This is a genomic window from Caulobacter sp. DMC95, assembly GCF_056313785.1.
On the sequence record NZ_JBQUZP010000001.1, the window covers coordinates 515477 to 529674 of the forward strand.

At 66.0% G+C, this 14198-nt stretch carries 12 protein-coding genes; 2 read left to right on the plus strand and 10 right to left on the minus strand.

Annotated elements, in window-relative coordinates:
• Positions 1 to 24: 24 nt before the first annotated feature.
• The 5 genes from ACT53N_RS02505 to ACT53N_RS02525 form a co-directional block, all read right to left on the minus strand.
• On the minus strand, positions 25 to 1269 hold the full coding sequence (locus ACT53N_RS02505; RefSeq protein ID WP_476062395.1) for an RNA polymerase sigma factor: 1245 nt from the start codon (positions 1267 to 1269) through the stop codon (positions 25 to 27).
• Entirely contained in the window at positions 1266 to 1637 is a 372-nt protein-coding gene (locus ACT53N_RS02510; protein ID WP_476062396.1) for a YciI family protein, read from the minus strand. The genes ACT53N_RS02505 and ACT53N_RS02510 overlap by 4 nt, the downstream gene beginning before the upstream one ends.
• Positions 1638 to 1711: 74 nt before the next feature.
• The gene (locus ACT53N_RS02515) at positions 1712 to 2719 is read right to left on the minus strand and encodes an acyltransferase family protein (protein ID WP_476062397.1); all 1008 of its coding nucleotides are present in this window, start codon (positions 2717 to 2719) and stop codon (positions 1712 to 1714) included.
• 54 nt (positions 2720 to 2773) lie between these two features.
• Positions 2774 to 3841, minus strand: coding sequence for a class I SAM-dependent methyltransferase (locus tag ACT53N_RS02520; protein ID WP_476062398.1), 1068 nt, complete (start codon positions 3839 to 3841; stop codon positions 2774 to 2776).
• 7 nt (positions 3842 to 3848) lie between these two features.
• Positions 3849 to 5096, minus strand: coding sequence for a class I SAM-dependent RNA methyltransferase (locus tag ACT53N_RS02525; RefSeq protein ID WP_476062399.1), 1248 nt, complete (start codon positions 5094 to 5096; stop codon positions 3849 to 3851).
• 185 nt (positions 5097 to 5281) lie between these two features.
• On the opposite strand from ACT53N_RS02525, the gene ACT53N_RS02530 reads away from it, so the two are divergent.
• A complete protein-coding gene (locus tag ACT53N_RS02530) occupies positions 5282 to 5914 on the plus strand; it encodes a hypothetical protein (RefSeq protein ID WP_476062400.1) in 633 nt (210 codons plus the stop codon).
• Positions 5915 to 5982: 68 nt separating this feature from the next.
• Here the strand turns inward: ACT53N_RS02530 and ACT53N_RS02535 are convergent, their stop codons facing one another.
• Positions 5983 to 6714: a TlyA family RNA methyltransferase gene (locus ACT53N_RS02535; RefSeq protein WP_476062401.1), complete on the minus strand. Its 732-nt coding sequence runs from the start codon at positions 6712 to 6714 to the stop codon at positions 5983 to 5985.
• Between the two features lie 119 nt (positions 6715 to 6833).
• Here ACT53N_RS02535 and ACT53N_RS02540 point away from each other — a divergent pair, with 119 nt between their 5' ends.
• A complete protein-coding gene (locus ACT53N_RS02540) occupies positions 6834 to 8321 on the plus strand; it encodes an amidase (protein ID WP_476062402.1) in 1488 nt (495 codons plus the stop codon).
• 74 nt (positions 8322 to 8395) lie between these two features.
• On the opposite strand, the gene ACT53N_RS02545 is transcribed toward ACT53N_RS02540, so the two are convergent.
• The 4 genes from ACT53N_RS02545 to popZ all read right to left on the minus strand — a co-directional run bounded on the left by ACT53N_RS02545 (position 8396) and on the right by popZ (position 14121).
• Positions 8396 to 8758 carry an iron chaperone gene (locus ACT53N_RS02545; protein WP_476062403.1) on the minus strand — a complete coding sequence of 121 codons (363 nt, stop codon included), beginning with the start codon at positions 8756 to 8758 and terminating at the stop codon, positions 8396 to 8398.
• Between the two features lie 5 nt (positions 8759 to 8763).
• On the minus strand, positions 8764 to 10515 hold the full coding sequence (locus tag ACT53N_RS02550) for a class I adenylate-forming enzyme family protein (RefSeq protein WP_476062404.1): 1752 nt from the start codon (positions 10513 to 10515) through the stop codon (positions 8764 to 8766).
• A gap of 219 nt (positions 10516 to 10734) precedes the next feature.
• Positions 10735 to 13458, minus strand: a complete 2724-nt coding sequence (locus ACT53N_RS02555) for a valine--tRNA ligase (RefSeq protein WP_476062405.1) — start codon at positions 13456 to 13458, stop codon at positions 10735 to 10737.
• A 126-nt stretch (positions 13459 to 13584) separates the two neighbouring features.
• Entirely contained in the window at positions 13585 to 14121 is a 537-nt protein-coding gene (gene popZ / locus ACT53N_RS02560) for a pole-organizing protein PopZ (protein ID WP_476062406.1), read from the minus strand.
• Positions 14122 to 14198: the final 77 nt, after the last annotated feature.

The window sequence follows — 14198 nt, forward strand, 5'->3', positions numbered from 1 at the left end:
TTATCGACTGTCACCAGCGTTCGCTCAGCCTCTCGCCGCCAGCCTGTCCAGATATTCGCGGATGTTCGCCGCCTGCGCCGCCGTGCCGGCCAGAGCGATGGCGCGATCGAAAGACTGTCGCGCCTCGGCCGTTCGCCCTGCCTGCATCAGGAAAGCCCCGCACGCACCGTGATAGTGAAAATACGCGTCGAGCCGCTCGCCCAGGGGCTCGATCATCTCGAGCGCGGCGTCGGGCCCGCGAACCTTGGCGACCGCCACCGCCCGGTTCAGGGTGATCACGGGCGAAGGCTGCATGATCTCCAGAACGGCGTAGAGGCGGTCAATCCCCGCCCAGTCGGTGTCTTCGGCCCGCGCCGCCCGCGCATGCAGCGCGGCGATCGCGGCCTGCACCTGATAAGGCCCCGGGGCTTGCTTGAGCATCGCCTTGTCGATCAGGGCAAGCCCTTCATCGATCATCCTGCGATTCCAGCGACTTCGGTCCTGATCCTCCAGCAGGATCGCCACGCCGTCATTGGCGAAGCGGGCGTCGGACCGCGAATGTTGGAGCAGCAGCAGCGCGGTCAGACCCATCATCTCGGGTTCGGCCGGAAACAGGCGCAGCAACAGTCTGGCCAGGCGGATCGCCTCGTCGCAAAGACCGCCCTTGGCCTCCAGCGCCTTGCCGCTGGCTGAGTAGCCCTCGTTGAAGACCAGATAGATCATCGCCGCGACCGCCGCGAACCGCTCAGCGCGCTCGATGGGACCAGGCGCCTCGAACGGCGTGTCTCCAGCGCCGATCCTGGCCTTCGCGCGCGTGATACGCTGCTCCATCGCCGCGTCGCTGACGACAAAGGCCCGCGCGATCTCCCTCACCGAGAGGCCCGAGACGATCCGCAGCGCCAGGGCGATCTGCTGCGTGGCCGGAAGATCCGGATGGCAGCAAATGAACAGCAGCCGCAGGACGTCGTCACGATAGTGCGCACTGTCCAGCCGTTCGGCCGCCTCGGTCTCGGCGTCTTCCAGATCGGAGAGTAACGCCTCGGGCGGCAACACTGTGTTTCGGCTGGTCTTGCGGACCGCGTCAATGGCGGCGTTGCGGCCGACCATGATCAGCCAGGCGGTCGGATCACGCGGCGGACCGTTCTTTGGCCAGGCCTTCAGGGCGCGCAGGCAGGCGTCCTGAAAGGCCTCCTCGGCCGCGTCCATGTCGCGGAAGTAACGCAGCAACGCCGCCATGGCCTGAGGCCGAGCGGCGGCGATCGCGCCCTCGATCCAACCGAGATCGGTCACGCGCCTGCAGGCCCATGCTGGAACATGGCGATCGGACGGATTTCATAGGACCCGCCGGGATTGGCCTGGCCCAGATCCTTGGCGATCTGCAAAGCCCCGTCGAGGGAGTCGCAGTCGACGATGTAAAAGCCGAGCAGCTGCTCCTTGGTCTCGGCGAAGGGACCGTCCAGCACCAGGGGCGGTTCGCGGTCCTTGCGCAGAGTTGTCGCCGCCGTGGTCGGCATCAGCCGCGCGACCGGCCCCAGGCGCCCCTGCTCGACCAAGCGCTGCTGGACCACGCCCAGCTTCTCCATCACCGCCGCGTCCTCCTCCTTGGACCAGGCGCAGACGACGTCTTCGTAGTTGTAGCAAAGAATGGCGTAGAGCATGGGCGGTCCTCTTCTCCCGTCACAAGGACGGCGGACTATGGCGTCTTCCGACAGCGCACGGGAAGATTTTGAGTTCAGCCCCCGAGCGCGCGAAGGCGACGACGGACGGGCTCGTCATAGACCTTGAGCACGACCCACGCCCCGATGACGATCAGCAGCATCGCCGTGATCGCGAAACCAAGGGGATATCCTTCTCCCCCGAGGGCCCGGTACGCCCGCAGCAACAGCTCCCAGGCCAGCCAGTGCAGCGCATAGAGCGGATAGGAGATTGCCCCCGCGACACGACTGACTTCGCCGACAAGGCCGGTGGGATCCTGCCGCCCCGCCAGAACCATCAGCGGAAACACGACGCTGACGCAGACGAAGTCGTAGAGCCAGTTCAGCGGCGTCCAGGGCGCGCAGACCACCGCGCCCAGAAGGATCGCCAGCACCCAGACCGGCGCCGTCCAAGCGACGAAGGCCTGCATGCGGTAGCAGCCCCAGCCCAGCAGGAACGCGAAGATGGTGCGCAGGAAACTGATGACGAAGGTGCCGCGATCCCAGCCCGTCAGGACGCCGCCCATGCCGTGGGCGACATAGAGCATCACCGGCAGCAGCAGCACGACCAGCAGGACATGTCCCAGGACGCCCAACCGGCGCAACGGGAACCATGCTGCGCCCACCGCCAGTTCGAAGAACAGCGACCAGGCCGGCGGATTTAAGGGAAAGAGCGGCGAGAAGCCGTTCTCGTCGATCCAGACCCGCGGGATCATCAGTAGGCCCAAGGCCAGCCAGCCGGGCACGGCCTCGCGATGCTGGATGATTACGAAGGCTCCGCCCAGCATGGTGAGGGCGATCAGCGGCCAAAGGCGAACCAGGCGCTGGCGCATGAAACCCATCCAACTGATGGGACGAGTCCCATAGGCGTGGGCCAGCACGAAGCCGGAAAGGCAGAAGAAGAAGTCAACGGCCAGATAGCCGTGCGGAACCAGCCACGGCCGGCCCGTCCAACTGCCGATGTGGTAGAGCATGACCCCTGCGGCGGCGACACCGCGCAGGCCGTCCAGGGCCTCATACCGCCGCCCCGCCTCGTAAACCCGCAAACTCTCGCCCTCGCGCCCGCCTCTGATTAGCCGGGGCGCCGCGCTGCTGGCAACTCAGCCGGCCGGCTTCTCGAACAGCAGAGCCTTGGTGAGAAAAGCGCGATCTTCAGAGATGAGTCTGAGTCCAACCTCGTCAAAAAGGCCGGATAGATCGGTTTCGGCGTAGCTGCCGTAGTAAGGCTCGTGGAAATAGACGGGGAACGCCTCGAGCAGGCGGGCCAAATCCGGCGTATCAGTCGGCTGGACCGAGTCGACAAGCACAAGCACCCCGCCTGGCTTAAGAACGCGCGCCAAGCTTGCCGCGACGACGGGCCGAACGCGCGGCGGCAGCTCATGGAAGAGATAGACGCAAGTTACAGCGTCAATGGAGGAGTCCGCGAACGGCAGAGCCTCGGCCTTAGCCTTGACGCCGCCGACGCCCGCACGCTTTCGCGCCTTGGCCAGATAGGCCTCGGACAGATCCAGTCCGGCCAGCGCGGCGCGTGGAAAGGTCGCTCTCAGATCTTTCAGGAAGGCGCCAGAACCACATGCCACATCAAGGATTTTCGCGTCGCGATGATCGCGACCGCGCCAGCGCCTCGCCAGGAGCGAAAGTCCGCGGCGTCGCATCGCGCCCGCCGTGCCGGAGAACAGCGCTTCGACCTGGGCGTCATAGCGGCGGGCGCTTTCCGCAGTGAACCAGCCGCCGGTCTGGTAGTGGAAGTTCTGCCGATAGTAGTTTGGATAGATTGAGGGATCAGCCGCCCCGCGAACTTCGACTCCATTTCCTGCACGCCGGCGTAGATCGACCTCGAACGCATCCGCAATGAAGTCCGCCGCCTCTCGCAGGGCGGCCGAAGGCCGGACCACCCCATCCTCGATGGCGGGATAGAGACCGGCCGAAACATCGCGCGCGTCCTTCTCGAAGGCCTCGAGATACGCGCGCCGCAGGCTGGTCCTGATCGGCGCTGGGGTCGTCGGCGAAAAGCGCTGGGCCTGCGGCCCTTCAGTCGGCCGGGTCAGGGATCGAGCCAAACCGCCCGTAGCGGTCCACCACACGGCCTTGACCGCCGCCTTGGCGCCCTGGCCTACCGCATCAAGCGCGAAGGCCGGCCGCCCGTGTCTGCTGCTGGTTTCGACCATAGCCGCCTCACCGCGTGAAGACTCCGACCAGCTCAATATGGGGCGACCAGACAAACTGGTCCACAGGCGTCACCCTCACAAGCTTGAAGCCGGCGTCGACCAGCACGCGCGCGTCCTTGGCGAAGGTCTGCGGGTTGCACGACACCCCCACTACCTTGGCCACCTTGGACTTGGCGATCTCGACGGTCTGCTCAGCGGCGCCAGCGCGTGGCGGGTCGATGACCACGACTTCCGTCTTGGCCAGCTCGGTGCTGAGCACGGGACGCCGGACCAGATCACGCGCTTCGGCGGTGATCGGCTTGAGCCCGGGCGCGCCGCCGATAGCGGCTTTAAGAGCGGTGATGGCAGGCGCGCTCATTTCGGCGGCGTAGACCTGCGCCACTTCGGCGAGCGGGAAGGTGAAGGTGCCAACGCCGCAGTAGAGGTCAGCCACGCGGCTCGCGCCCTGGGCCTCCACCACCGCGAGCTCCACCATAGCCCTTTCGGCGGCGGGGACGGCCTGCAGGAAGCTTCCCGCCGGCAAGGCCACGACAGCGGATCCCAACTTAACGAGCGGCTGGCGCGCGCCGTAGATCGTTTCTCCGGCGAGCGTGACCCGGGCGAAGTCGCCTTCGCCCGCCGCCATAGCCGCACGCATCCGAGCGTCCGCCGACAGCCCGCCGCTCTTGCGCTCCACGCCGGTGATGTCGATGTCGAGACCCGTGGCGGTCAGCGTGACATGGAGAGTTGGCGCGGACTTGGGGTGTTCAAGAAAGGGGTCAGCCAAGCGAGCCAGGGCCGGCAGCGCCGCGACGAGGCGCGGATCGGTGACGGGGCACTCTTCAATCGGCACGAGGTTCCAGGAGCGGCGCTCCTTGAAGCCCAGACGCGCGCCCTGCCCCTTTGCGCCCTTGCGCGCGTGCAGCGCCACACGACGCCGCGAGGCCGGCGGCGCTGCGAAGGTCGGCAGGATCTCGGTTTCCAGACCCTCCATCGACAACTGAACGCGAACCTGTTCGGCCTTCCAGGCCCGATAGGGCTCGCCCGCCCAGTGCTGCAGGGCGCAGCCTCCGCATGTTCCATAGTGACGACACGGCGGCGCAACCCGCTCAGTGCTCGGCGTCAGGATCTCGACGACCTCACCGCGCGCGCCGTCCAGTTGCGCGCGAACCCGCTCGCCGGGAAGCGTAAGCGGAATGAAGGCGGGCTTGCCGTCGGCGGTGCGCGCGAGGCCGTCGCCCTGGGCGCCCACCGCGTTGATCGTCAGGTCTTGCATCCGCAGTCCATACCCCAAAAACGGGGATTGAGCGCGCGAGGGAGAAGTTTTTGTGTCGCTGTGAACGAAGCTGAATACCTCGGTCAGGCGCTGTTCATGTTGGCGGCGCCAGAACTTGGACCAACGGATGGGCCGTGGCGGCCGGCGCAAGGCGACGGCAGCCCTCAAAAAGACAAGCTTCTCTCATGACCATGACCGCCTCGAAGAGCAGGACCTCCAAGATGAAGACCGTTCTGGGCGTGACCGCCGCCCTCGTCTGCGGCGTGCTGACGCCGACCCTGGCCTCGGCCCAGGCTTATGGCTCGCAAAGCTACAGCGGCGCCTACGACCGTCAGGGCTACTACTACGATCCCTGCCAGCGCTCGACGACGCAGCGCGGCACGGGCGGCGGCCTGGCGGGCGCGGGCCTCGGCGCGGCGATCGGCGGCGGCGTTGCCGCGCGCGGCGCCAAGACCGAAGGCGCGGTGCTCGGCGGCCTGCTGGGTGCTGTGATCGGTTCCAGCATTGGCAAGAAGTCCGCGGCTTGCGCCCCGGGTCGCGCCCCGCCCCCGCCGACCGCCTACAACGGCGCCTACGAGGATCAGGCTTATCGCTCGAGCGGCTACGACGACGCCCGTCGCGAGGCGAGCCGCGACACCTACTACGAGCGCAGCTACGAACGTCAGGAAGGCTACCGCGTCGATAACCGGTCTCAACAGGCCGACGTCAATGGCTGCACCCTGGCCGAAAGCCCGATCTATCTGCCGGACGGCCGCGTCCAGAAGCGCTTTGTCCGGGTCTGCCCGGACGCCAATGGCAAGTATCAAGTCGTCGACTAAGCGCGACGATCTCTTGTGGAAGACTATCGGCCGCCCCTTCCGGGCGGCCGATTTCGTTTCGGGTTAGCTTAGCGCTTGGTCGCCCAGACCAACCGCTCGACCTGCCCTTCCCCACCGGTGATCGGGCTTTCAACGAGGCCGTGCACCGACCAACCCGCCACCTCCAGGAACGTCACGATCTCCTGCTCGACGCGAGCGATCACCTCAGGGTCCTTGACCAGTCCGCCCTTGCCGACATGCTCGCGACCGGCCTCGAACTGAGGCTTGATGAGCGCCACCAAGTCAGCGCCCTGGGTCGCCAGATCGAGTGCGGCCGGCAGAGCCTTGGTCAGCGAGATGAAGCTGACGTCGCTGACGATCAGGCCGGGCGCTCGGTCGACTAGATCGGGGTCCAGACTGCGCGCATCCACACCCGAAAGATCGGCCACCCGATTGCTGCCCCTCAGGCTGGCGTGCAGTTGCTCGCGCCCCACGTCGACGGCGAACACGAAAGCCGCTCCCCGCGATAGGAGCACCTCGGTAAAGCCGCCCGTCGACGCGCCGACGTCGACAGCCACCCGACCTTCGACCGCTATGGGCCAGACATCCAGGGCGTGGACCAGTTTCAGCGCGCCGCGCCCCACCCAAGGGTGCGCCGCTTCCGCCGCGATCTCGGCCTCCTCATCGACGAGTTCGGAGGGCTTGGCCACGATCCGGCCGAGCACAGAGACACCGCCCGCCTCAATGGCCGCGCGCGCCTTGGCGCGGCTGTCGAAGACGCCGCGTTCGACGAGCAACTGGTCGATGCGTTTCCTGGCCACGGGCCTTCCCCGAAAAGTCGAAGCAGGGCTCTAGCACAGGCTTGCGGTGAAGGTCTCTTCAGGGTCAACTGAACAGCGATCACCGGCGCGGAGACGTCGGTCCTGTCGGGAGGAATTCCATGCGTTTCAGCCGCCGTGGCCTGATGGCCGCTTCCGCCGCCATCGCCGCCGCGCCTTCGGCCTTCGCCAAGCCCAAGTCGTCCGCCGCCCCCGCGCCTTGGACTCCGGACGCCACCGAGATTGCGGGGCGGATTCGCCGCAAGGAGATCAGCGCCGCCGAGGCCGTAGAGTACGCCATCCGCAAGGTCGAGACTCTGCAACCCCATGTCCAGGCGGTCGTAGCATCCGATTTCGAGCGGGCCCTGGCCAAGGCCAAGTCGGGTCAACTGGCCGGTCCGTTCGCCGGGGTGCCCTTCCTCGTCAAGGACTTGGATCCCTACAAGGGCATGCGCACGCGCTACGGCACCCGCGCGAGCTTGGGCGCCAAGGCCGACACGGAGCAGACCGCCTATGTCGACTCGTTCGACGCCGCCGGCTTCGTGACGATCGGCAAGTCGTCGACACCCGAGTACGGCTTCCTCCCCACGACCGAGCCTATGGGCTTCTTGCCCACGCGCAATCCTTGGAGCGTCAAGCACTCGTCGGGCGGCTCTTCCGGCGGCGCTGCGGCGGCCACGGCTTCCGGCATGGTGACGATTGCGCACGCCAGCGACGGCGGCGGTTCGATTCGCATCCCGGCCGCCAACTGCGGCCTGTTTGGCATGAAGCCCTCGCGTGGCCGGATGATCCCCAACCGGCCGACTAACAGAGGCATCGACCTATCGGTGTCGCACTGCGTCTCCCACAGCGTGCGCGACTCAGCCGCCCTGTTCGCAGCCTCGGAGCGCACCGACGCGGGCGCAGCGTTCAAGCCCATCGGCGTGGTGACCACCCCGCTGAAGCGGAAGCTGAAGGTGGGCCTGGTGATGAACACCGGCACGGGCCTGACGCCGCACCCGGAGGTCCAGACCGCCGTCAACAACGCCGCAAAGCTGCTGAAGGATCTCGGACACCGTGTCGAGCCGACAGCGTGGCCCATGGACGGCAATCAGTTTGGGCAGGACTTCACGGTGCTTTGGGCCAGCGGCGCTGCCGAGCTGGTGGCGGGGATTGGCAAGGCGATGGGCCGCAAGCCTGACGCCAGTGTGCTGGAGCCCTTCAGCCTCGGCATGGCGGAGCTGGTTAACACCCTGCCGCAAGGGGCGCTTCAGGCAGCCCTGGAACGACTGCAGGCGACGATCAAGGCCTACGACGCCTGGCTGACCAAGTACGACATCATCCTGTCCCCCGTGCTGGGCAAGCCTCCGGTGGAACTCGGCTATGTCGCAGGCTGGGTGCCGTTCGAGGAGCTTCAGGCGCGCCTGATGGCCTATGTCGGCTATACCCCGGTGCAGAACGTGGCCGGCGCGCCCGCGATGAGCGTACCGCTGCACTGGACGCCGGACGGCCTCCCTGTCGGCGTACAATTCGCCGGGCGCGCGGGTGATGAGGCCACGCTCTTTGGCCTAGCCTATCAGCTAGAAACCGCCGCGCCCTGGGCGCATCGCAAGCCGCCGGTCAGCGCTTAGCCTAGCCGGAAAACAGAGGAGCGCCCCGCGAAAGCTGGGCGCTCTTTTTATTTGGGCTAAACGCACAAGGCGGGTCAGCAGCCTCCACGCCCCGTTTCACGAACATGATCCAGGATGTCCGCCAGAAGCTCGAAATCGATCTTGTCGGGCTTCTTCCAGCGCACGCAGCCACCGCCCCGGTCGACGCCAGCCAAGCGTTCGGCGAAGGCGTCGAGCGCAGCGCGTCCCGGATAGACGGCGATGTGCTGCTTCTGGCTGTTGAACGCCACCAAAGGCGTCTTGGGATCACCATAAGCGGGCATGCCGAAGGCCATCACCTCGCTGTCAGCGCCGAAGCGCTCCAAACACAGGGCGCGAAGCCGGTCCAGTGCCGGGCGGCGCTCCGGCGCGACCTCCTGCATGAAGTCGTCGACGGTCGCCGCCTTGGACTGGACCATAGCCCCTACCCCTCCACGAACACCTTCTTGAGCTCGTTCTTCATGATCTTGCCATTAGCGTTGCGCGGCAGGGTCTCGTGCCAGAACACCACCTTCACCGGCACCTTGAAGGCCGCCAGGCGGTCGGCGACGAAGGCGCGCAGTTCGGCCTCGGTCGCCTCGGCGCCCGGCTTGAGCGTGACGACGGCGGCAGGCTCTTCGCCCAGCGTCTTGTGGGGAATACCGACCAGAGCGGCGTCCATCACCGCCGGATGGTCGTAGAGGCAGTTCTCGACCTCAATGCAGTAGATGTTCTCGCCGCCGCGGATCAGCATGTCCTTGGCGCGGTCAATGATGAAGCAGAAGCCCTCGGCGTCGAGGCGGGCCAGATCGCCCGTACGCACCCAGCCATCGACGAACGTCTGGGCGGTGGCTTCGGGCTTGTTCCAGTAGCCGCGCACGACCTGAGGCCCCTTGCACCACAGCTCGCCAACCTCACCGATGGGAAGTTCGCGATACGGCGCCTCGACAGTCATGATCTTCAGGTCGGTCACCGGTACGGCGGGACCACAGCTGTCAGGACGATTCTCATAGTCCTCGGCCGAATTGCTGGTCGCGGTGGCCGAGGTCTCAGTCATGCCCCAGCCGTTGCCCGGCGAGGACTTGGGCCAGATCTCCTTGATCTTACGCACAAGTTCCGGAGCCGATGGCGCGCCGCCATAGGCCACAGCCTCGATCGACGACAGGTCGTAGTTGGCGCGATTGGGATGCTCGATGATCTGCCAGGCGATGGTCGGAACGCCGCCCATCTGGGTCAGCTTCTCGTCCTGGATCAGCTGCATCGCCTTTTCGGGATCCCACTTGCGGATCATCGCCAGCTTGGCGCCGCCGAACAGCGACGGGTTCAGCACGGCGAAGCAGCCGGTGGCGTGGAAGAACGGGACCGAAATCAGCGACCCCTTCTGCGGCAGGCTGGGATCGGGCTGAGGCGGCGCCTCGCCGCGACGCAGGAACGCGCGCGCGCCCGCAGCCGCAGCAGCGAAGATGTTACTGTTGATGTTGCGATGGGTCCCGATCGCGCCCTTGGGCTTACCGGTCGTGCCCGAGGTGTAGAAGATCGTGGCGTCATCGTCCGACGCGATTGCGACGGTCGGCAGCGGCTTCTCTTCAAGCTTCGCCCAGTCGTTCGGGCAGCCGATCTTGGACTCGAGCGGAATCACATACGGATGGGTGATCTCCTCCTTGGCGCGGCTCACATAGACGCGTTGGAGGTCTGGGCAGTTGTGCAGGTGCTCGGCCAGACGCTCATAGCGCTCGACATCGACGATGGCGACCTTGGCGCCGGAGTCGACCAGGCCGTACTCCAGCTCCGGTCCCGTCCACCAGGCGTTCAGCGGCGTGACGATCGCGCCCAGGGACAGCGCGCCGTAGAAGGCCACCGGCCATTCGGGCAGGTTGCGCATAATGATGGCGACACGGTCGCCCTTCTGGATCCCGAAGGCTTCAAGCTCGGCCGCCATATGGGTGACGGCGCGGTAGAAGGCTTCGAACGTGACCCGCTCGTCCTCGTGGACCAGGAAAACCTTCTCACCGTGGGCCCGACCCAGCAGCAAGGTGTCACGCAGCGTGGGCGGCGCGTTCTTCCAGGTCCGCGTCTTGACGCCGCGGATCTCGACCTCCTCCATCTCGCCTGGCGTGCCTGGCTGAGTGATCAGCGCATAGGCTTGCTGCACCGACATGGCGGGCCACGGAATGGACGCGGGGGCGGCCTGGGTCATGATGCTTACTCTCCCGGTATCGTGTCGCGCCTTGTTTGCTGAGCGCGTTCAGTGACCAGAGAGCACAGCCGCAAGCGGGATGCAAACGTCCGTTTGACCCTAAGAGAACATTGATAAGTTAGAAGCGCGACTTGCACGGTTCCGCGACGTCATACAGCCAAGAAAAAGGGCGGCGTCTCGTGTGAGACGTCGCCCCCAACTCTTCAATCGCCTTGAGCTTCAGCCAACTGATTCCAAGCGCGCCAGAGCGGCTTCGAGTTTGGCCTTGGCGGCTTCCGCCTCAGCCAGACGCTCGCGGTTTTCCTCGACGACCTCTTCCTTGGCGCGGGCCAGGAAGTCGGGGTTTCCGAGCTTCTTGTTGACCTTTTCGATCTCGCTGGCGTGACCGGCGATGTCCTTGGTCAGGCGAGCTTTTTCAGCGGCGATATCGATGAACTCGGCCACACCCAGGGCGCCGGTCGCCTCATCCATGACCACTGGCGCAGAACCAGCCGGCGCAGCGTCGGCTTCGCGGACGCTGTCGAGGCGCGCCAGGGTCAGGAGCAGGTCGCGGTGACGGGCCAGGCGCGCCTTGGTCTCCGGACCGGCGCCGACGATCGTCAGGCCTGGCTTGGCCGACGGCGGCACGTTCATCTCGGCGCGGATCGAGCGGATCTCGCCAACGGTCTCAACCAGCCACCCGATCTCGGCCTCGGCTTCGGCGTCGATCCAGTCGGCGGGCAGCTCCGGCCACTGGGCCGAGATCAACATCGTGTCGCGAGCCGGACCCACAAATTCGGCGGTCTTCTGCCACAGCTCCTCGGTGATGAACGGCATCACCGGGTGCAGCAGCTTCAGGATCACGTCCAGCGCCCACGCGGCGGTGGCGCGCGTCTCGGCCTTGGCCGCCGCGTCATCGCCGTTCAGAATCGGCTTGGCCAGCTCCAGGTACCAGTCGCAGAACACGTTCCAGACGAAGCGGTACAGCGCGCCGGCAGCCTCGTCGAACGACGGGGCTTCCAGCGCCTTGGTCACCTCGGCGACAGTCTTGACCGTCTCGCCGCGGATCCACTTGTTGACCGGCTGCTGGACGGTAGCTGGGTCAAAGCCCTCGACACGGACGCACTCGTTCATCTGAGCAAAGCGCGAGGCGTTCCACAGCTTGGTGCCGAAGTTGCGATAGCCCTCGATGCGCTGCTTGGAGAGCTTGATGTCGCGCGCCTGGCCCGACATGGCCGTCAGGGTGAAGCGCACCGCGTCGCAGCCCAGTTCGTCGATCAGGATCAGCGGATCCATCACGTTGCCCTTGGACTTGCTCATCTTGGCGCCCTTCTCGTCACGGACGAGGGCGTTGATGAACACCTGCTTGAACGGCGCTTCGCCCATGAAATGGATGCCCATCATCATCATCCGGGCGACCCAGAAGAAGATGATGTCAAAGCCCGTCACCAGCGTGCTGGTCGGGTAGAACTTGGCGAGATCCGCGGTCTTCTCCGGCCAGCCCAGAGTCGAGAACGGCCACAGGGCCGAGCTGAACCAGGTGTCGAGGACGTCTTCGTCCTGGGTCAGGACAACATCAGCGCCAAACTGCGCGCGGGCGGCCGTGTATGCGGCTTCTTCGCTCTCCTCGACAAAGATCGAGCCTTCCGGACCGAACCAGGCCGGGATGCGGTGGCCCCACCAGAGCTGGCGCGAGACGCACCACGGCTCGATGTTGCGCAGCCATTCGAAGTAGGTCTTTTCCCAGTGCTTGGGCTCGAAGACCGTCTCGCCGGTCTCGACGGCCTTCAGGGCCGGCTGGGCCAGGGTCTTTGCGTCGACGTACCACTGGTCGGTCAGGAAGGGCTCGATGACCACGCCCGAACGGTCGCCGTGCGGGACCATGTGCTTGGTCTTCTCGATCTCCTTCAGCCAGCCCTCCTCCTCGGCGCGGGCGACGATGGCCTTGCGCGCGACGAAGCGGTCCAGCCCAACGTACTCTGCCGGAACGTTCTCGTTCAGCTTGGCCTCGACCGTCAGGATGTTGATGGCTTCCAGGCCGGCGCGCTTGCCGACGCCGAAGTCGTTGAAGTCGTGGGCGGGCGTGATCTTCACCGCGCCCGAGCCCTTGGTCGGGTCGGCGTAGTCGTCGGCGACGATCGGGATGCGGCGGCCGACGATCGGCAGGGTCACGAACTTGCCGACCAGGGCCTTGTAGCGCTCGTCATCGGGATGGACCGCGACGCCGGTGTCGCCCAGCATCGTCTCCGGACGCGTGGTCGCCACGACGATGTAATCGCGGATCTCGAATTCGGTCGGCTTGCCGTCCTCGTCGAAGGCGATCGGGTGCTGGTATGTGACGCCGTCGGCCAGCGGATAGGCGAAGTGCCAATAGGCGCCGTCGACTTCCTTCTGCTCGACCTCGAGGTCGGAGATGGCGGTCTGGAACTGCGGGTCCCAGTTGACCAGACGCTTGTCGCGATAAAGCAGACCTTGCTTGTAGAGCTGGACAAAAACCTTGCGGACGGCGGCCGACAGACCCTCGTCCAGGGTGAAGCGCTCGCGCGACCAGTCGCACGACGCGCCAAGCCGGCGCAGCTGGTTGGTGATGGCGCCGCCGCTTTCGGCTTTCCATTCCCAGACCTTGTCGACAAAGGCTTCACGGCCCATGTCGCGGCGGCCGATGTTGCCGGCGGCGGCCAGCTGGCGCTCGACGACCATCTGGGTGGCGATGCCCGCGTGATCGGTGCCCGGCAGCCACAGGGCGGCCTTGCCGCGCATGCGGTGGAAACGGGTCAGAACGTCCTGCAGCGTGTTGTTCAGCGCGTGGCCGATGTGCAGCGAGCCCGTCACGTTCGGCGGCGGGATCACGATCACGAACGACTCGGCGTTCGGATCATCGCTGGGCTTGAAGGCTCCAGAGGCCTCCCAGGCGGCGTACAGGCGGGGTTCGACGGATTTGGGATCGAAGGTTTTTTCGAGCATGGCGGAGCGGATATGCCATCTGCGGCCCGCCCGGGGAACCGGCGGGCCTAGGTTTTCTGAAGGATTGAGCAACGAAAAAGGCGGCCGCCGCAGCGACCGCCTCGATTTTTCGAAGGTTCGGAAGCTTTAGACGCCGCGCCCTCGAGAGATGCGCTGCACTTCTTCCTCGACCTTGGTCTCGACGATGCGCGGCAGGTTCTGGTCCAGCCACTCCTTGAGCAGCGGACGCAGCAGCTCGCGTACGACGTCTTCCAGCGTCCGCCCATCCTTGGGCATCAGCAGGGCCGAACTCAGGCTTCCGAAGGCGCTCGCGGCGGCCGAAGCGGCGGACACACCGACCAACTGGTCGGCGACTTCGTCGCGATCAAAGACCGGCGCGGCGGGCGGCGGCGTGTAAGCCGGCTCCGGCTCCGGCGCTGGCGGCGAATAGACGTCAATGTCGCCGACGGTTTCCAGTGGCGGCAGTTCGGGTTCCGGCGAGATCGGATCCGTCAGTTCGAGAACATCATCATCGAACGAAATAGGCTCCGGCTCAGGTTCCGGCTCGGGCGGCGGAGGCGCCGCTTCGGCCGCAGGCTCCGCCGGCGCGTCATCCTCCGAGATGATGCGTCGAATGGAGGCGAGGATTTCCTCCATTGTAGGTTCTTGAGACTGATCGGACATGTGCGGGGCCGTCGTAAAGAGGTACGAATCCTTGCGCGCCTTGGGGCGCGCTTAGCCGCGATGGTGCAGACTTACGC